Here is an 18,741-nt window from a genome sequence, read left to right as displayed (position 1 = left end):
CCCCTATCCCGACAGGTTGAAGTTGCCGGACCCACCGTAAATGGCGAGTGAGATGAGAAGAGTAACTGTGACTACCGCGATCAGCGAGGCGCGCACGGCGTTACCGACAGCGATGCCGACGCCCACCGGACCACCGGTTGCGTTGAAACCGTAGTAGGTGTGGATGAGCATGACGGCTAGCGCCATGACTATCGCTTGGGCGAATGACCACAATATGTCCGTGGGTATCAGGAACGTCGTGAAGTAGTGGTCGTACACGCCGCCGGACTGGTCGTAGAGGAACACCGTTGCAAAACGGCTGGCTATGAACGACGCGATCACTGCCAGCGAGTACAGCGGAATGATGGCGATCATGCCGGCCATCACGCGAGTGCTGACCAGGTACGGGATGGACGGAATCGCCATGGTCTCGAGTGCATCGATCTCTTCCGAGACGCGCATAGCGCCGAGCTGCGCCGTGGAGCCGGCACCGATCGTGGCTGCCAGGCCGATGCCCGCGATAACAGGCGCGGCGATGCGCACGTTGATGAAAGCTGCGAAGAAACCGGTCAGTGCTTCGACGCCGATATTGCCGAGCGAACTGTAGCCCTGCACGGCGATGGTTCCGCCGGTGAAGAGTGTCAGGAAGCCGACGATCACGACGGTGCCACCGATGACGGCCAGGGCGCCGGTTCCCATGCTGATCTCGGCGATCAACCGCAAAGTCTCACGCGGGTAGCGCATCAGCGCCTTGGGTGCATGTCCGAGCGCTTTCGCGAAGAACAGTGCCTGATCACCGATGCCGTCGATGCCGCGGGAGACGGATCGGATCTGCCGCCGGGTGCGGGGGAAGCGTCCTGCTGCTGCCAGTGCCATCAGTGCGTCTCCCGTCCGTCGTCAGTTGCTGTGTCGGTATTGCTTGTGCGCGTCATCCGGCCGTCAACTTGATGCCGATGGTGGTGATGAGCACATTGACGACGAACAGTGCCATGAACGCAAACACGACGGTCTGGTTGACGGCGTCACCGACGCTCTTGGCGCCACCCTTGACGTTGAGTCCGAGGTAGGAGGCGACGAGGCCGGCGATCATGCCGAATAATCCGGCTTTGACCATCGAGATCATCAGCTCTCCGAAACCGGTGAGAAGTGTGATGCCGTTGACGAAGGCGCCGGGGTTCACGTCCTGGATGAAGACCGAGAACACGAACCCGCCGAGGATGCCGATGGTGCAGACCAAGCCGTTGAGCAGCAGTGCCACTCCGGTGGACGCGAGTACTCGGGGAACGACCAACCGCTGGATCGGGTTGATACCGAGCACCTTCATGGCGTCGATCTCTTCACGAATGGTGCGCGCCGAGAGGTCTGCGCAGATCGCGGTGGCACCCGCGCCGGCCACGATCAGCACTGTCACGATCGGTCCGACCTGGGTGACGGTGCCGAGTGCTGCTCCGGCGCCACTGAGGTCGGCTGCACCGATCTCGCGAAGCAGGATGTTGATGGTGAAGCTGACGAGCACCGTGAACGGGATGGCGACCAGCACGGTCGGCACCATCGAGACGCGCGCTACGAACCACGCTTGATCGATGAATTCTTGACGCTGAAATGGACGAGAGAAGACTGCCCGCAAAGTTTCGGCTGACATCTGAAAGAAGCCACCGACCGCTCGTAACGGTACCTCGACGAGGTCTACCATTCGTCCTCCTCGTCCATGATTGCCGCAGTACTGTGTGTTCTCATTGGTCCAGCCCCCGACAGCTTGTGACTGACGTCATATTAACTAGAACGTGTTCACCTGTCAAAGAAAAGCGACAGGTGCGAGTGAATTTTGAAAATCGCAGAAAGGCCCGGCCCCCGCAACGAAGACTCTCAGTGTCCGGGATGCCAGCAGATTTATTCGAAATACTGTGCAAATTAGTACTTTTGGAGGACTCGACGCAATCGCGTCGCAGTCGAACAATCACCACGGTCGACTGGTAATCCTGCCGACCGAGCCCAATTGCACAGTAAATCGAAAGGTAAAAATAGAACACGGTCCAGTTTTTTCGAGACCGGGAGTCTCACTGGAATCCCCAGCAAACAACCCGGCCGGCGAGACACGCGAACACGCTATTTCTACCAAGGATCAGTCAAATCGCCCCGTTGCCCGCGACAAAGAGTTTCGTGTCGCGGGCAACGGGGCGGCAAAGAAGCTCAGCCCAGCGCGCAGAGCTCTCAGCCCAGCGCGCGAAGCGCGGCCGAAGCCGAAAACATCTTGCCCGGGTCTCGATCGACAAAGTAATCACCCATCGCTGCGGACAACGCTTCCGGAGACCAGGCGTCGCCGTCCGCATCGAACCGCTGCTCCACTACCGGAGCTGCCATCAGGGCAACCATCGGACCGTAAACGACAAAGACCTGCCCGTTGACGGCGTCCGCCGCCGGTGAAGCCAGGTACGAGACCAACGACGCCACATGCTCAGGCGAGAGCGGATCGATACCGTCGACCGGTGCGTCACCGAACACGCCTTCGGTCATCGTCGTACGAGCCCGCGGGCAAATCGCGTTGGCGCGAACGCCGTAGCGGGACAGTCCGCGAGCTGCTGACAGCGTCAGCGCGGTGATTCCGGCCTTGGCCGCACCGTAGTTCGGCTGCCCTTCCGGACCGAGCAGTCCAGCCTCGGACGACGTATTGATGATCCGCCCGCATACCGGAGCGCCGGCCGCCTTCGACTTTCCGCGCCAGTACGTAGCTGCGTTGCGGCACAACAGGAAATGCCCGCGCAGGTGAACTTCGAGCACCAGATCCCAGTCCTCGTCGGACATGTTGAACAGCATCCGGTCACGGACGACGCCGGCGTTGTTGACGATGATGTCGACGCTGCCGAACTGGCCTTCGGCCCTCTCCATGAGAGCGTCGGCAGTGGAGCGTTCACCGACGTTTCCGGCGACGAACTCGACCTTGGCGCCCAGTCCCCGAATCTCTTCGAGCGTTGCTTCGACGGCCTCGCTGGGCGCCAGATCGTTGACAACCACCGATGCACCGGCCTTGGCCAGGCCGATGGCCTCGAACTTTCCGAGTCCCGATCCGGCACCGGTCACGATAGCGACCTTGCCTTCGAGACTGGTTTCTGGGCTGTTCACAGCATTCATCGACGCGTTCTCCCGGTTCTATGCGGTCATGGGTCGAATCCCGTTCGGCCGAGTTGCCGTGACCCACAGATCCGCAACTTTAGAACGTGTTCCTGTTTTGAGCAATAGCCTTCAGGGATGCTCGGTCAGCGCCGCACGCGGACACTGCGCGATGGCGGACCGAACATCTTCCCATCGATCCTCCGACGGACGTGCGGAACTGATCACGAGCTCCTCGTTGTCGTCGAGGTCGAAAATATCGGGGGCGATACCGACGCACACCCCGTTTGCCTCACAACGGTCCAGATCAACCCTGACCTCCATGAACGTTCCTCTTCTCTACTCAAATACGTATGTACGAACACAGGTCCGGAACAGCCGCTTCGGGGCTGCGATGCACACCGTTCCTCCCGTAACACTAGAACCTGTTCCAGTCCTGTGCAATGATTCGAAAAAGTAGTGAAAACAGGCACCTTCGATCAGTCGACGTCACAGACTGCATCACTGGCCTTGTAGATAGAACTTGTGTCAAAACAAACGATTTGTATCTCGACCGGAGAGGCAACAATGCACATCACCTACACCCCTGAGCAACAAGCGCTTCAGGAGGAGTTACGTGCCTACTTCGCCAAACTGATGACACCGGCTCGCCGCGAGGCTCTCGCCGCAACCACCGGCGAGTACGGCGAAGGCAACGTCTACCGCGAGGTTGTCGCACAGATGGGGCAGGACGGCTGGCTCACGCTCGGCTGGCCCAAGGAATACGGCGGGCAGGAACGCTCCGCGATGGATCAGCTGATCTTCACCGACGAAGCGGCCATTGCCGGCGCTCCGGTGCCCTTCCTGACGATCAACTCCGTGGCACCGACAATCATGCACTTCGGCACACAAGAGCAGAAGGATTTCTTCCTTCCCAAGATCTCGCGCGGCGAACTGCATTTCGCGATCGGATACTCCGAACCCGGCGCCGGCACAGACCTGGCGTCGCTGCGCACGTCCGCAGTCAAGGACGGCGACGACTACATCATCAACGGCCAGAAAATGTGGACCAGCCTCATCCAGTACGCGGATTACATCTGGCTCGCGTGCCGCACGGACCAGGAAGCCAAGAAGCACAAGGGAATCAGCATGCTGATCGTCCCGACCACCGCCGAAGGCTTCTCGTACACCCCGGTCCACACGATGGCCGGACCCGACACTAGCGCCACCTACTACCAGGACGTACGTGTTCCGGCGTCGTCGATCGTCGGTCAGGAACACGGCGGCTGGGGCCTGATCACCAATCAGCTCAACCACGAACGCGTCGCACTCACCTCTGCCGGTCCGATTCTGACTGCTCAGCGTGAGGTCCGGGAGTGGGCACAGAACACCAAGCTGCCCGACGGCCGACGGATGATCGATCAGGAATGGGTGCAGATCAATCTGGCACGCGTCCACGCCAAGGCCGAGTACCTCAAGCTCATGAACTGGGAAATCGCGTCGATGACCGACCATTCGCCCGGACCTGAGGCGGCGTCGGCCAACAAGGTCTTCGGCACCGAATTCGCTACCGAGGCTTACCGTTTGCTGATGGAAATCCTCGGATCTTCCGCGGTGATCCGACAGAACTCCCCCGGCGCGCTTCTGCGTGGACGAATCGAACGCATGCATCGCTCCGCTTTGATCCTGACCTTCGGTGGCGGAACCAACGAAGTGCAGCGCGACATCATCGGCATGACGGCCCTGGGCTTGCCGCCCTCAAAGCGATAAGGACTGTTCGAGACATGGATTTCACCTTGACAGAGGCCCAGAACGATCTGGCTGGCCTCACCCGCGGAATTGTCAGCGAACTGGTCACCAATGATCGTCTGCGGGTACTCGACGCAGCCGAAAACCGGACCGATCTGGCACTCTGGACCACCCTCGCTTCCTCCGGCGTGCTCAGCGCCGCGCTACCGGAGTCGGTCGGCGGCGACGGATTCGGCGTTCTGGAGCAGTGCAGCATTCTGGTCGAATTGGGCCGCGGCGTAGCCGCTGTGCCGTTCTTGACCTCGATCATGACGTCTGCCAGCGCAATTGCAGAATTCGGCAACGACGCACAACGCGTCGAGTGGGCTGCACCGGCGGCTTCCGGCGAAAAGATTCTCACGGCAGCATTGGCCGAGGAGTTCAACGACAATCCGGCCCTTCCGACCACCCACGCCTCCCGGACCGCCGACGGTTGGACCCTCCAGGGATCCAAGATCATCGTCGATAGCGCACCGGTCGCCGATCTCTTCCTGGTACCGGCTCTGACCGACGACGGCGTTGTCGTATTCCTGGTGCAGCCCAGCGATTCCGGTGTCACGATCACACGCGAGTCCGTGGTCGATTTCGGCAGCGTCGGCCAGGTCGACTTCGATTCGGTCCAGCTTTCCGACGCCCGAGTCCTCGGCTCGCCGGCTCAGGGCGCCGAGATCACAGACTGGATCGTCGAACGCGCACGACTCGGTTCCAGTGCGTACCAATACGGCGTCCTTGATCAGGCGCTGAAACTGACCGCCGAGTACGCACGCGAGCGAGTTCAGTTCGGCCGTCCGATCGGCAGTTTCCAGGCTGTAGCGCAGCGCCTCGCCGACGGATATATCGACGTCAAAGGCGTTCGACTGACGCTGTGGGCTGCTGCCTGGCGCCTGAGTGAAGGCCTACCGGCCGCTGAAGCAGTCCAGACCGCCAAGTTCTGGGCAGCCGACGCCGGGCATCGAGTCGCACACACTGCTGTTCACGTTCACGGCGGCGTCGGACTGGACGAGGATCACCCGGTTCACCGGTACTTCCTCGCGGCCAAGCGCCAAGAGTTCTTCCTGGGAAGCGCCACCGACCAGTTGCGCATTCTCGGTAAGGAATTGGCAAGCGTTCCCGCTTGATTCGTCCCACCGAGTGGAAACTACCGACCTGATCCTCGACGAAACGACCATGATGCAGTTATGAGTGAGAGCCCCACTGTTTCCGATCTACTCCTCGGAGTCAGCGAGATCGACACGTACGGCATCAGCTTCGAGGATCAGGTCCTCAGTTGGCGTGAGCACATTCAGTACTCGTTCGACCGCGCCGCCTTGCTCGATTCACTTCTCGATCACGACAGCCCCCGACACTTCGGGCTGTTGATGGACAACATTCCCGAGTTCTCCCTTCTGCTCGGTGCCGCGGCATTTTCCGGCACCGTCGCAGCCGGACTCAACACCACGCGGCGTGGCCCCGCGTTGGCTCGCGACGTCGAACTCTCCGACTGCCAGATCATCTTCACGGAAGACAGTCAGGCACATCTGCTCGACGGCGTCGATCTCGGTGATGTTCGTGTCTTCAATGTGGATTCACCGCAGTGGCAGGAACTGCTGGCACCCTTCGTCGATTCGCCGCAACTCCCGGTTGCTGCGGCGCCCGACGACCTCCTGATGCTCATCTTCACTTCCGGAACGAGCGGCGACCCCAAGGCTGTCCGCTGCACCCACCACAAGATCGCGGGTCCCGCGATCATGCTCGGTGATCGTTTCGGGCTCGGTCCGGAAGATGTCGTCTACATGGCGATGCCCATGTTCCACTCCAACGCGATCATGGCCGCCTGGGCGATCGCACTTCACCGCAAGTGCGCAATTGGCATGCGTCGCAAGTTCTCTGCCTCAGGTTTTCTGCCCGACGTCCGCAAGTTCGGGATCACGTTTTCCAACTACGTCGGTAAACCTCTCTCGTTCATTGCGTCGACTCCCGAGCATCCTGACGATCACGACAACACACTCAAGATCATGTACGGCAACGAAGGCTCCGCTCCGGCGGTCGCCACGTTCGTCCGACGCTTCGGCGCGCGTGTCATCGACGGCTTCGGTTCCACTGAAGGCGGCGTTTCGATCGGTGCGGCGCCGGTCCCCCGCGCCGGCGCCCTCGGACTGTTGCCGGACAGCGTGAAGATTCTCCATCCCGACACCGGAGTCCCCTGCCCGCCTGCACAATTCGACTCCGACGGCCGAATCACCAACGCCGACGAGGCAACCGGCGAAATGGTCAACGTCACCGGACCGGGCACCTTCGCCGGCTACTACAAGAATCCCGAAGCCGACGCCGAGCGCATGCGAGGCGGGCAGTACTGGAGTGGCGACCTCGCCTACGCCGACGCCGACGGCTACGTCTACTTCGCCGGTCGCAGTTCAGGTTGGTTGCGCGTCGACGGTGAGAACATCGGCGCGGCGCCCATCGAGCGTGCGCTCACCGGATTCCCCGGGTTTGCGCATGTCTCCGTCTACGCCGTTCCAGACAGTGATGTCGGAGACCGCGTCATGGTGTCCGTGATCCCGGTAGGCGATGTCTCGAACTTCGACCCCGAAGCGGTTGCCGCCTACATAGATTCGCGTCCCGAACTCGGCCCGAAACAGAAACCGACTCTCATTCGGGTCTGTAGTGAATTCCCGCGAACCGCGACGTTCAAGGTAGTCACTCGAACGCAGAGCGCCGAGCGGTGGAACACCGCTGATCCGGTGTGGATCCGTCAGCGGGGCGAAAAGGACTTCCAATTACTCACGCCGGAGCGGGCCCTCACCCTCGAAAAAACCACGGTCGAGCGGAGCGAGGGGGAATGTGTCCGCGAGGACGCCGCACTGTCGGCTCAGTAGAGCTCGCCCGGATAGATTTACGACACTCTCTCCCCCACGCCGGCGGTTCTCGAGGCAAAATTGCATCTATGAAGAATCCGAACCTGACACCATCACGCATCCTTGCGCTCGTTGCTGCTGCAGCCCTGGTTATCTTCGTGATTGCACGTCGCCGCGACGACGGCGTGCTCAGTCGCGGGGAATGGTTGTCGGACAGCGTCGGACCTGACGATTTAGCCGGCTGAAACTACACATGAGAGGCCCTCGACCGATTTCCTGGTCGAGGGCCTCTCATGCGCTTCAGAGTGCTGCTTACTTCATGGAAGCAGTCACTTCATAGAGTCCAAGCGGGCTCGCGCTTCCTCGAATCCGGAAACCAACTCGGCCATGACTTCGGCGACCGGGCGGATCTCGTTCATCCGTCCCACGATCTGACCGACGGGCATTGCCACGACGTCAGGGTTATCCGACGCCGAAATACGTTGATGCGCATCACTGACCAGAAGATTCTGCAACGGCATCGGCAGAGCCGCCGGGGCGTCGGGCTGGGACCAAGCCTCGGTCCACTTCGTCTTGAGCAACCGCGCCGGCTTGCCCGAGTAGATCCGTGAACGCACCGTATCCGACGACGTCGCCTTGAGCAGTGCCCGCTGAATAGCCGACGGGCCCTCACCGGAAGCGCTGCCCAGCTTGTACTCCGACGTGGTGAGCCAGTACGACCCCATCCAGACGCCCTGGGCACCCAAGGCCAACGCTGCCGCAACCTGACGCCCACTGCCGATACCGCCGGCAGCCAACACAGGCGCACTGTCGCCTAGTGCGTCGACGATTTCGGGAACCAACACCATCGACGCGATCTCGCCGGTGTGCCCACCCGCCTCGTAGCCCTGAGCGATCACGATGTCTACGCCGTTCTCGACGTGGCGACGAGCATGCTCGACCGTTCCCGCCAAAGCCGCGACCGGAACACCCTTGGCGTGGGCCTGATCGATGACGTCCTTCGGCGGTGAGCCGAGTGCGTTCGCGATCAGGGCAATCCGGTGGCCCAGAGCGACATCGACGTGCGAACGTGCCACCGAGTGCAGCCAACCCAACGTGCCGGTGTTGTGCTCGACATCATCGGACAGCGGCGGTACGCCGAGGTCTGCGAGTGTGCGATCGACGAAGGCGCGGTGCTCCGCCGGGATCAGCTTGTCCAGATCGACAGCGCCGCCCTCGGTGGGAACCTTTGCCGGCATGACGATGTCGACGCCGTACGGCTTACCGTCGGTGTTCTCGTCCATCCAAGTCAGTACGGCTTCGAGTTCTGCGGGATCGTTGAACCGAACGCACCCCAGCACTCCCAAGCCGCCCGCGCGACTGATAGCTGCCGCAACATGTTCCGACGGCGTAAAGCCGACGATCGGATATTCGACGCCGAACTTGTCGGCCAGATCAGAGCGCATCAGGCGTCTACACTTTCTGTTGCTGCTGCCTCGGGAGCACCATTGCCATTGTGGTCATCGGCCTCACGCGACTCGGTTTCGGCCTTGGCCCAACGGTAATCGGGCTTTCCGGCCGGGTTGCGCTTGACCTGGTCCACGAACCACACGCTGCGCGGAATCTTGTATCCGGCAATCTCTTTGCGAGCCGCGGTGGCGATGTCGCTCAGTGTCGGCGACGTACCTTCACGTACCTGGATAACTGCGGCAACGCGCTGACCGAATCGCTCGTCCGGAACACCGACGACAAGCACGTCGAAGATGTCGGGGTGCGACTTCAGTGCGCCTTCAACCTCTTCCGGGTAAACCTTCTCGCCACCACTGTTGATCGATACCGAACCGCGGCCGAGCATCGTGACCGTGCCGTCGGCTTCGACCTGTGCGTAGTCACCCGGGATCGAGTACCGCACACCGTTGATCGTGCGGAACGTTTCTGCCGTCTTGACTTCGTCCTTGTAGTAGCCGAGCGGGATGTTGCCCTTGCGTGCAAGCATTCCCCGCTTGCCGGAACCGGGCTCGACCTCGTTGCCCTCGTCGTCGAGAACCGTTGTGGAGGCATCGATCTTGACCGTCGGACCGCCGGTGTGCTTCTGCCCCTTGGCGAGTACTGCCAGGCCACCGAAACCGGTCTCGGAAGAGCCGATGGAGTCGGTGAGCAGACGGTTGGGAAGCAATTCGAGGAACTGCTCCTGGATGCTCGGAGAGAACAGAGCAGCGCTGCTGGCCATCACGTAGAGCGTCGAAAGGTCATAAGGTTCACCGGTTTCGGGGTTTCCGGCGATCAGAGCGTCGAGCATCGGACGACCCATTGCGTCGCCGGTGATGAAGATCAGGTTGATCTTGTACTTGTCGATGTTCTTCCACACCTCGTGTGCGTCGAACTCCGGGTGCATCAGCAGTGTTCCGCCGCCGAAAAGGCTGTGGAAAACTGCCGACTGAGAACCACCGTGGATCATCGGCGGGATCGGGTAACGAATCATGCTCGGGTTGGCAGCGCCGACCTTCGCCATCTCGTACTCGTCTTCGACGGGAACGCCGGTGACGAAGTTGATTCCGCCGCCGAGTACGCGCCACCAGTCCTCGTGACGCCACATGACGCCCTTCGGGTTACCGGTCGTGCCACCGGTGTAGAGCATGAAGATGTCGTCGTTGCTACGCGGCCCGAAATCACGCTCGCCGGAACTTTGCGCCAGAGCTGCTTCGTACTCGATACCGAACGACGAGTAGTCGATGTCGGTGCCGTCTTCGACAACGACAACAGACTTGACGAGGGGGCTGTTCGGAAGGACATTTGCGATCTTGTCGGCATAGCGACGTTCTGCAACCAGAGCAACCATGTCCGAATTGTCGAAGATGTATTGCAACTCGTTCTCGACGTAGCGGTAGTTGATGTTGACCATCACCGCCCGGATCTTGAAGATTGCAACCATGGCTTCAATGGCCTCGCTGACGTTGCGGCAGTAGATGCCGACCTTGTCACCTGGCTTGACGCCATGTTCGAGCAGGTAGTGACCGAGCCTGTTGGCACGGTCTTCCAGTTGCGCGTATGTCACCTCTCCGGCATCTGAGACCAGTGCCACCCGGTCCGGATTGAGGTCGATCGAGTGCTCTACGAAGTCTGCGATGTTAAGGGCCACACCGTTCAAAGTAGAACGTGTTACCGTTTCTGGCAAGACCCAATTTGAGAGCCAGCTCACAAACCGCCCAGGAGTCATCAGTGTCCTCAACGACGACCGAAAAATCCGACACTTCGGAAACAGCGCCGCACGCCCTCGTCGAGAAGCGCGGTCACGTCCTGATCATCACCATGAACCGCCCCGAACGCAAGAACGCCATCACTGGCGAGATGATGGCAATCATGGTCGACGCATGGAATCAGGTCGACAACGACCCCGACATCCGCGTCGCCGTCCTCACCGGAGCGGGCGGCGATTTCTGCGCCGGCGCCGATCTCAAGAACATGGCCGCCAAGCCCCCCGGAGACGCCTTCGCCGAGGGCGGAGTCGACATGTCCAAGATCGAGGGCCTCCTCAAGGGCCGTCGCCTCACCAAGCCACTCATCGCTGCCGTCGAGGGCGCTGCCATCGCGGGCGGCACCGAAATCCTTCAGGGGACCGACATTCGCGTCGCCGGCGAGAGCGCCAAGTTCGGTGTCTCCGAAGCCAAGTGGGGCCTCTTCCCCATGGGCGGCTCAGCAGTGCGTCTGGTCCGCCAGATTCCGTACACGATTGCTGCCGACATCCTGCTGACCGGCCGCCACATCGAGGCGCCGGAAGCCAAGGAAATGGGCCTCATCGGTCACGTCGTCCCGGACGGTCAGGCACTGGACAAGGCACTCGAACTTGCCGAACTCGTCGCCGCCAACGGCCCTCTCGCCGTCCAGGCCATCCTCAAGACCATCCGCGACACCGAGGGAATGCATGAGGAAGCCGCATTCCAGATCGACTCGAAGTTGGGCCAGACGGTCTTCATGAGTGCTGACGCCAAGGAAGGCCCCCGAGCCTTCGGTGAGAGGCGAGCACCCAACTTCAAGGGCGCCTGAGCGCTCCTGCAGTCCCCTCCCCCTCCTTTCCCCCACCCCCTGTCGGGTGAACGTATCGCTACCCTTGTCAGACCGTGGCAGCGATACGTTCACCCGCCGGGCCGGGCACTGATTGATACCTTCGGGCGGGGACGCGAGGCGGCCAGAGCGAAATGCGAGCACAGATCGGCCATGACGCGGTCGGGCGATTCCCTCAATGCACTCGGGACCGTCGGGAGGACGACGATTCCGGCGTTCTGCATACGCGTCCGACGCTCAAGCGTCGCTCGGTAGTCAGCGGGCGAAAGATGCCAATCCAGCGAATCGATGTCCCACGCGAAAGCAACCGAATCGATCCAACCGTCGGGCATAGCGATGAACTTCCCACCCGCATCGCAAATTTCACGATTGAAGACCATCTCGGGAAGCCCACTACGCTCCCAAAGTTTGCGCGCCTCCGCTTCGGGAACCGAATGGACATTCGCGTCGACCTCGCGCAGGACCTCTCGTGGCAGAGCACTCCCCCGGATACTGCCAGCCTCGAGCTCTTTGGACAGGTCACGAACTGAGACATCACCTCGCTGAACTACTTCCGCAATCAGTGCACGAGCAGTGTCGAGCGTCTTGGTTCGTCGTGCTGCATCGAGCACTGCGCGAACCAATGGCGCACAATCGATTCCACTGCGAGTCAATGGCGTCGGAAGCCTGACGGTACGTTCGACTACGACAAAATCAGTGGATTGCACGCGGCGATGCATGGGCATCAGGATCTGAACGTCGCCAGAGTGCGTTCGATAGCCGAATTGCGCCATCGCCGCTTTGCCGGTGACCATCGACCCCCTGCCGCAGAACATGAGCGCGGCAATTGTTCGTTGACGTGGGCTCGGGTAACCGTTACCCAACAGCACAATTCCGGGAAGCAACCTCTGCCAGGTTCCCCCTTTTCTGCATCGCCCCGCGATTGCAGAATCGGAAACACCCAATCGGCTCAGTTCGGCAACTCGGATGACACCATCCATACTCGCGGCGTCCAACAATTTCGGATCGTCGCCCCATCGTCCCCTTCGCATAGTAGGAATCATGAGGCATCGCTGAGTTCGAACCGGTCCGTCATGGGGGTTATCCACAGGCCTACCGGCAATCCACAGCCGCGTGAACGTATCGCTCCCTCTGTCCAGCAAGGGAAGCGATACGTTCACGCGGTCGAGTGCAGGTCCCGTCGAGTGCAGGTCCCGTCGAGTGCAGGTCCCGTCGAGTGCAGGTCCCGTCGAGTGCAGGTCCCGTCGAGTGCAGACCGGGACTGGGCAGGGGCGGCCAAGGGGTGGCGTCAGCCCAGCACTGCGTCCGCAAGTGAGCGCACATGATCGGCGCTGCGGCAGGTCACCAGCAGCATGGTGACGCCGGCATCCTCCCAACGCTTGACGTCGGCACGTACCTCGTCGATGTTGCCTATAATCATGGTTTCCGTGACCATTTCGTCGGGGACGACGGCAGCGGCTTCTTCCTTTCGGCCGGACATGAAGAGGCGGCCGATCTCGTCGACCTCTTTCTCGTAGCCCATGCGCTTGTAGACCTGGGCGTGAAAGTTCAACTCCGGGGCGCCCATTCCGCCGACGTACAGGGCGGTCATCGGCTTGAGAGCATCAATGGTGGCGGCGCGATCATCGGTGACGACGACCTGGCAGGTGGCGGCTACCTCGAAGTTTTCGCGGGTGCGACGCGCGCCCTCCCGAGCGAAGCCTTCGTCGAGCCACTTGTTGTACATGGGCGCGAGACGCGGGGTGTAGTAGATCGCGAGCCAACCGTCGGCGATTTCTCCCGCGAGTGCAACGTTTTTCGGGCCTTCGGCGCCGAGCCAGATGGGGATGTCTGCGCGCACGGGGTGCGTAATGGGCTTGAGCGGCTTGCCGAGGCCCGAACTGCCGGGTCCGTTGTAGGGCAGAGGGTAGTGCTGTCCCGCACTGGTCACGGGCGCCTCACGGGCGAGAACCTGGCGGACGATCGACACGTATTCGCGAGTGCGCGCGAGTGGCTTCTCGAAGGGTTGGCCATACCAGCCTTCGACGACCTGGGGTCCGGATACGCCCAGCCCCAGGATTGTTCGACCGCCACTGAGGTGGTCGAGCGTGAGTGCGTGCATCGCGCAGCTCGTTGGCGTCCGTGCGGAAATTTGCACGACGGACGTACCCAGTTTCACTTTCTCGGTCCGGGATCCCCACCACGCCAACGGCGTGAATGCGTCCGACCCCCAGGATTCGGCGGCGAAGACGGCGTCGAAACCCGCGCCTTCGGCGGCCTCGATCAACTCCGGGGCGTTCGTGGGCGGCTGTGCACCCCAGTATCCGAGTTGCAACCCAAGCTTCATCTCGCGCCTCCGTATCACCGGTGATCAGTCGTGACTCTTGCCACATTCACTAGAACCTGTTCTACTCGATCTTGTGACCATGGGAAAGAGCGGGGTGGCAGAGAAGCCACTGAGCGCACCACTAAAGCTGGAATTCAACTACACCCGATCAACGGGTCCGACCATTGGCGCGTTCGTGAGTGCGCTACGTAATCGCAAGGTGATCGGGGCTCTCGGCTCCGACGGCCGTGTGTTTGTACCACCGCAGGAATTTGATCCGATTACCGCAGAACCTCTCACGGAGTTCGTCGGAGTTTCCGACGGCGGCACCGTGGTGAGCTGGACGTGGAATGCCGAACCTTACGACGGTCAGCCTCTCGCCAAGCCGTTTGCGTGGGCTCTCATCAAGCTCGACGGCGCAGATTCCACGATGCTCCATGCTGTGGACGTCGATTCGTCGGATGCGATCAGCACCGGTATGCGGGTTCGCGCCCGCTGGGCAGCCGAGCGTGTCGGGCAGATCCAGGATATCGAGTGCTTCGAACCGGGTGAAACCGAAAATGGTGTCGCGACACTGGATTCCGAAGGGGATCCGGTCACGATGATTACTACCCCAATCTCGCTCGATTTCATGCATACGGCATCGCTCGGCGAAAGTTTCTACCTGCGCGGCTTGGCAGAAGGCAAGCTGATCGGCGGCCGCTCCGGGCCGAACGACAAGGTGTACATTCCGCCGCGCGGAACCAACCCGACCAACGGGCGCCCCATGGTCGAGCAGGTGGAGTTGCCGGACCGCGGCATCATCACCACGTTCTGCATCGTCAACGTCCCGTTCCTCGGCCAGAAGATCAAGCCGCCCTATGTCGCTGCCTACGTCCTTCTCGACGGCGCAGACATCGCATTCCTGCATCTGATCCTCGAATGCGATGCGGCAGACATTCGGATGGGTATGCGCGTCGAAGCGAAGTGGAAGCCTCGCGAGGAGTGGGGTTACGGCCTCGAAAATATCGAGTACTTCCGGCCGACGGGTGAGCCCGACGCCGAGTACGACACCTACAAGCATCACCTGTAAAGGGCGGACACATGACAGACATCGCCGTCGTGGGCTTCGCGCAGGCCCCGCACGTTCGTGAAACAACCGGCACCACTAATGGCGTCGAAATGCTCACCCCCTGCTTCGATCAGCTGTACTCGGAACTGGGAATCACCAAGTCCGATATCGGTTTCTGGTGCTCCGGCTCGTCCGACTACCTCGCTGGTCGCGCGTTCTCGTTCATTTCGGCGATCGACGCCATCGGCGCAGTTCCCCCGATCAACGAATCTCACGTCGAGATGGATGCGGCTTGGGCGCTCTACGAAGCCTGGGTCAAGATCATGACCGGTGAGGTCGAGACCGCATTGGTTTACGGTTTCGGCAAGTCATCGGCCGGCAACCTACGCAAAATCCTTGCAATGCAGCTTGATCCGTACCTCGTTGCGCCGCTGTGGCCGGACTCTGTCGCCATCGCCGGCCTCCAGGCTCGTCTCGGTCTCGACGCGGGCAAGTGGACAGCGGAAGAAATGGCAGACGTCGCCGTTCGTAGCCGTCGCAACGCGAAGAACAATCCCAACGCACAGCTCTCCGGCGATGTAATCGCTGAATCTCTGCTCGCCAGCCCATTTTTGGCAGATCCGTTGCGTATGCACGATTGTGCGCCCATCACTGACGGTGCCGCAGCCATCGTCCTGGCCTCAGGTAACCGCGCCCGGGACCTGTGCGAACGCCCGGCGTGGATCACCGGTATCGAGCACCGCATCGACTCCGCCAATCTCGGTGGCCGAGACCTCACGATTTCGGCGTCCACCGCGTCAGCAGCCAAGGCTGCCACCCGCGGAAATGTCGCAGATATCGACGTCGCGGAACTGCATGCACCGTTCACCCACCAGGAGTTGATCCTGCGTGAGGCGATCGGTCTCACCGACGCCACGACGATCAATCCGTCGGGTGGCTCACTGAGCGGCAACGCAATGTTCGCGGGTGGCTTGGAACGAATCGGCTACGCAGCCAAGGCAATTATCGACGGCAACGCAAATCGCGCGTTGGCTCATGCAACCAGTGGACCTGCGCTGCAGCAGAACCTGGTAGCAGTATTGGAGGGACGTAACTGATGGCCGGATCGCCTCAACTCGCAGCCGTGCTCGGCACCGGCCAAACGCACTACGTCGCGAAGCGGCACGACGTCTCGATGGCCGGACTGGTCCGCGAGGCCGTCGACCGCGCCATGGAAGACGCTCAGGTCGGCTGGGACGACATCGACGCCATCGTTATCGGCAAGGCCCCCGACCTGTTCGAGGGCTCGATGATGCCGGAGCTCGCGATGGCGGATGCTCTGGGCGCCAACGGAAAGCCGTTGCTCCGCGTTCACACGGCCGGGTCGGTCGGTGGCTCGACCGCCATCGTCGCCTCTAGCTTGGTGAAGTCGGGTGTGCACAAGCGGGTTCTGACTGTCTCGTGGGAAAAGCAGTCCGAGTCCAACGCCATGTGGGCATTGTCCACTCCCGTTCCGTTCACGATGCCCGTCGGCGCCGGAGCCGGCGGCTACTTCGCACCGCACGTCCGTTCGTACATCCGCCGATCGGGCGCTCCTTCACACATCGGTTCCATTGTGGCCGTGAAGGATAGGCTCAACGGAAGCCTCAACCCGTACGCACATCTCCAGCAGCCGGACATCACACTCGATTCGGTGCAGGCTTCGCAGATGTTGTGGGATCCGATCCGTTTCGACGAGACCTGCCCGTCTTCGGACGGCGCTTGCGCTCTGGTGATCGGCAACGAAGAGGCTGCCGCTGAGGTCGAAGCTGACGGCCGCACCGTGGCCTGGATTCATGCGACAGCCATGCGCACGGAGCCGACGTTCTTCGCCGGCCGCGACCAGGTGAACCCGCAAGCCGGCCGCGACGCAGCGGCAGCATTGTGGAAAGCCGCCGGAATCACCGATCCGATCAACGAGATCGACTGCGCCGAAATCTATGTGCCGTTCTCCTGGTTCGAGCCGATGTGGCTCGAAAACCTCGGCTTCGCGGCCGAAGGTGAGGGCTGGAAACTGACGGAAGCCGGCGAGACTGCGATCGGTGGCAAGCTGCCGGTCAACGCGTCGGGTGGCGTTCTCTCGTCGAACCCGATCGGCGCTTCGGGCATGATCCGTTTCGCGGAATCTGCCATCCAGGTCATGAACCGTGCAGGCGCACACCAGGTAGCCGGAGCACGCAAGGCCCTCGGCCATGCGTACGGCGGAGGTTCGCAGTACTTCTCGATGTGGGTGGTCGGTTCCGATCGCCCCACCAACTAAGGGGTAGTAAATATGAAGTTCACCGTCGGGGTTGCCATGATCCCCCTGGATCAGTTGCCTGGTATTGCCAAAACCGCTGAGGAGTGCGGCTACTCGTCGATTGCTCTGCCGGATTCACTGTTCTTCATGGAAACCCAGACGGCGGACTACCCGTACACCGCGGACGGGTCTCGAATGTGGAATGCCGAGACCCCCTGGGTTGATCCACTCATCGCTGCTGCCGCCATGGGCGCTGTCACCGAGAAGATCGAGTTCTACACGCAGGTTCTCAAGCTCGGTAGCCGCAACCCCGTCCTCCTGGCTCGTCAGGTCGGATCGGTTGCGGCACTGACGAACAACCGATTCGGCTTCGGTGTCGGAATCGGTTGGGCACCGGAAGAGTTCGAGTGGTGCGGGGCTCCGTACAAGCGTCGCGGCGCGCGTGTCGACGAAATGATCGACGTCATCAAGCTGATCCTCAGCGGCGGAATGGTCGAATACCATGGCGAGTTCTTCGATTTCGATCGTCTCCAGATGAGTCCGACACCCACCAAACCGGTTCCCTTCTACGTCGGCGGGCACACCGAGGTGGCGCTCAAGCGTGCCGCTCGCGTCGGCGACGGGTGGACGTCGGCGATGATCAAGTTCGACGATCTGGTCGGCGTCATCGCACGACTGAAAGAGCTTCGCACCGAATACGGCCGCGAGAACGAGCCGTTCGAGATCCAGACCGTGTGCATCGACCGCTTCGGCAAGTCCGGCTACGCCGAACTCGAAGAGGCCGGGGTAACCGACATCATCACGGTTCCTTGGGCTTTCGACGGCATCGCGTTTGATGCTCCGCTCGAAGCCAAGCAGGAATCATTGCGCAAGTTCGCCGACCAGTACATCAAGTAAGGGACACGATGACCACTGAGCACCCCGCCCGCATCGCCGGCAACGCCTCCCGCGCTGCAGCAATCGCCAAGAACAAGGACGAGTGGCTTGCACTCTTCGCCGAGGACGGCTGGGTCGAAGATCCCGTCGGCCCTTCGGGTTTCGATCCCGAAGGCAAGGGTCACCACGGCCGCGAAGCCATCTCCAAGTTTTACGACATGACCATTGCCACCGCCGATTCGCTCGAGTTCCTCATCGACGATTCTCTGGTGTGCGGCAATGAGAACGTCAACATCGGGAAGATCCGGACCAGTGTCGGCGGCATGATGATCGATGCTGAGGGCGTCTTCGTGTACCGCGTCAACGACGAGGGAAAGATCCAATCGTTGCGCGCGTTCTGGGAAGTTGATCGTGCAATGAAGACTGCTCGCAAGGTCTGAATCGACAACGTGAAGACTGCTCGCAAGGTCTGAATCGACAACGTGAAGACTGCTCGCAAGGTCTGAATCAACACGCAACCTCG

18 protein-coding genes are annotated in these 18,741 nt (G+C 61.3%); 10 read left to right on the top strand and 8 right to left on the bottom strand.

The features are described 5' to 3' along the window. Positions 1 to 3: 3 nt before the first annotated feature. From MTX36_RS05650 to MTX36_RS05635, 4 genes are all read right to left on the bottom strand, one after another. A complete protein-coding gene (locus MTX36_RS05650; protein ID WP_243618747.1) occupies positions 4 to 855 on the bottom strand; it encodes an ABC transporter permease in 852 nt (283 codons plus the stop codon). A 52-nt stretch (positions 856 to 907) separates the two neighbouring features. After that, positions 908 to 1,672: an ABC transporter permease gene (locus MTX36_RS05645; protein ID WP_243618746.1), complete on the bottom strand. Its 765-nt coding sequence runs from the start codon at positions 1,670 to 1,672 to the stop codon at positions 908 to 910. Between the two features lie 518 nt (positions 1,673 to 2,190). Beyond that, positions 2,191 to 3,108 (bottom strand): 3-oxoacyl-ACP reductase, encoded by a 918-nt coding sequence (locus MTX36_RS05640; RefSeq protein ID WP_243618745.1) that lies wholly within the window; start codon positions 3,106 to 3,108, stop codon positions 2,191 to 2,193. A gap of 111 nt (positions 3,109 to 3,219) precedes the next feature. Next, a complete protein-coding gene (locus MTX36_RS05635) occupies positions 3,220 to 3,411 on the bottom strand; it encodes a ferredoxin (protein WP_094271167.1) in 192 nt (63 codons plus the stop codon). 243 nt (positions 3,412 to 3,654) lie between these two features. Here MTX36_RS05635 and MTX36_RS05630 point away from each other — a divergent pair, with 243 nt between their 5' ends. From MTX36_RS05630 to MTX36_RS05615, 4 genes are all read left to right on the top strand, one after another. Beyond that, positions 3,655 to 4,836 carry an acyl-CoA dehydrogenase family protein gene (locus tag MTX36_RS05630; protein WP_094274769.1) on the top strand — a complete coding sequence of 394 codons (1,182 nt, stop codon included), beginning with the start codon at positions 3,655 to 3,657 and terminating at the stop codon, positions 4,834 to 4,836. 14 nt (positions 4,837 to 4,850) lie between these two features. Then, positions 4,851 to 5,972: an acyl-CoA dehydrogenase family protein gene (locus tag MTX36_RS05625; protein WP_243618744.1), complete on the top strand. Its 1,122-nt coding sequence runs from the start codon at positions 4,851 to 4,853 to the stop codon at positions 5,970 to 5,972. Positions 5,973 to 6,032: 60 nt separating this feature from the next. Next, positions 6,033 to 7,709, top strand: coding sequence for a long-chain-fatty-acid--CoA ligase (locus MTX36_RS05620; protein ID WP_243618743.1), 1,677 nt, complete (start codon positions 6,033 to 6,035; stop codon positions 7,707 to 7,709). 68 nt (positions 7,710 to 7,777) lie between these two features. Next, positions 7,778 to 7,933: a hypothetical protein gene (locus MTX36_RS05615; RefSeq protein WP_169632010.1), complete on the top strand. Its 156-nt coding sequence runs from the start codon at positions 7,778 to 7,780 to the stop codon at positions 7,931 to 7,933. An 84-nt stretch (positions 7,934 to 8,017) separates the two neighbouring features. On the opposite strand, the gene MTX36_RS05610 is transcribed toward MTX36_RS05615, so the two are convergent. Together MTX36_RS05610 and MTX36_RS05605 are read right to left on the bottom strand one after the other, a co-directional pair. Continuing rightward, positions 8,018 to 9,133: a nitronate monooxygenase family protein gene (locus MTX36_RS05610; RefSeq protein WP_243618742.1), complete on the bottom strand. Its 1,116-nt coding sequence runs from the start codon at positions 9,131 to 9,133 to the stop codon at positions 8,018 to 8,020. After that, entirely contained in the window at positions 9,133 to 10,806 is a 1,674-nt protein-coding gene (locus MTX36_RS05605; protein ID WP_243618741.1) for an acyl-CoA synthetase, read from the bottom strand. Before MTX36_RS05605 ends, MTX36_RS05610 begins: the two co-directional genes overlap by 1 nt. 80 nt (positions 10,807 to 10,886) lie before the next feature. On the opposite strand from MTX36_RS05605, the gene MTX36_RS05600 reads away from it, so the two are divergent. Then, a complete protein-coding gene (locus tag MTX36_RS05600) occupies positions 10,887 to 11,711 on the top strand; it encodes a crotonase/enoyl-CoA hydratase family protein (protein ID WP_243618740.1) in 825 nt (274 codons plus the stop codon). 89 nt (positions 11,712 to 11,800) lie between these two features. Here the strand turns inward: MTX36_RS05600 and MTX36_RS05595 are convergent, their stop codons facing one another. After that, positions 11,801 to 12,760, bottom strand: coding sequence for a hypothetical protein (locus MTX36_RS05595; protein WP_243618739.1), 960 nt, complete (start codon positions 12,758 to 12,760; stop codon positions 11,801 to 11,803). A 257-nt stretch (positions 12,761 to 13,017) separates the two neighbouring features. After that, complete coding sequence (locus MTX36_RS05590) at positions 13,018 to 14,055, bottom strand: LLM class F420-dependent oxidoreductase (protein ID WP_243618738.1); 1,038 nt, start codon at positions 14,053 to 14,055, stop codon at positions 13,018 to 13,020. A 79-nt stretch (positions 14,056 to 14,134) separates the two neighbouring features. Here MTX36_RS05590 and MTX36_RS05585 point away from each other — a divergent pair, with 79 nt between their 5' ends. Genes MTX36_RS05585 through MTX36_RS05565 form a run of 5 tightly spaced genes read left to right on the top strand, consistent with a single transcriptional unit; the run spans position 14,135 to position 18,658 of the window. Then, on the top strand, positions 14,135 to 15,106 hold the full coding sequence (locus MTX36_RS05585) for a Zn-ribbon domain-containing OB-fold protein (RefSeq protein ID WP_243618737.1): 972 nt from the start codon (positions 14,135 to 14,137) through the stop codon (positions 15,104 to 15,106). Between the two features lie 11 nt (positions 15,107 to 15,117). After that, positions 15,118 to 16,182, top strand: coding sequence for a thiolase domain-containing protein (locus MTX36_RS05580; protein WP_243618736.1), 1,065 nt, complete (start codon positions 15,118 to 15,120; stop codon positions 16,180 to 16,182). Beyond that, positions 16,182 to 17,363 (top strand): thiolase domain-containing protein, encoded by a 1,182-nt coding sequence (locus MTX36_RS05575; RefSeq protein WP_243618735.1) that lies wholly within the window; start codon positions 16,182 to 16,184, stop codon positions 17,361 to 17,363. Before MTX36_RS05580 ends, MTX36_RS05575 begins: the two co-directional genes overlap by 1 nt. Positions 17,364 to 17,375: 12 nt before the next feature. Further along, complete coding sequence (locus MTX36_RS05570) at positions 17,376 to 18,239, top strand: TIGR03619 family F420-dependent LLM class oxidoreductase (protein ID WP_243618734.1); 864 nt, start codon at positions 17,376 to 17,378, stop codon at positions 18,237 to 18,239. Between the two features lie 8 nt (positions 18,240 to 18,247). Further along, positions 18,248 to 18,658 carry a nuclear transport factor 2 family protein gene (locus tag MTX36_RS05565; RefSeq protein ID WP_243618733.1) on the top strand — a complete coding sequence of 137 codons (411 nt, stop codon included), beginning with the start codon at positions 18,248 to 18,250 and terminating at the stop codon, positions 18,656 to 18,658. Positions 18,659 to 18,741: the final 83 nt, after the last annotated feature.

This window comes from Rhodococcus sp. ARC_M6 (genome assembly GCF_022810305.1).
In the GTDB taxonomy this organism is placed as follows: domain Bacteria; phylum Actinomycetota; class Actinomycetes; order Mycobacteriales; family Mycobacteriaceae; genus Rhodococcus_F.
The sequence above is the reverse complement of the archived record's forward strand: the minus strand, read 5'-3'. Positions and strand labels throughout refer to the sequence as shown.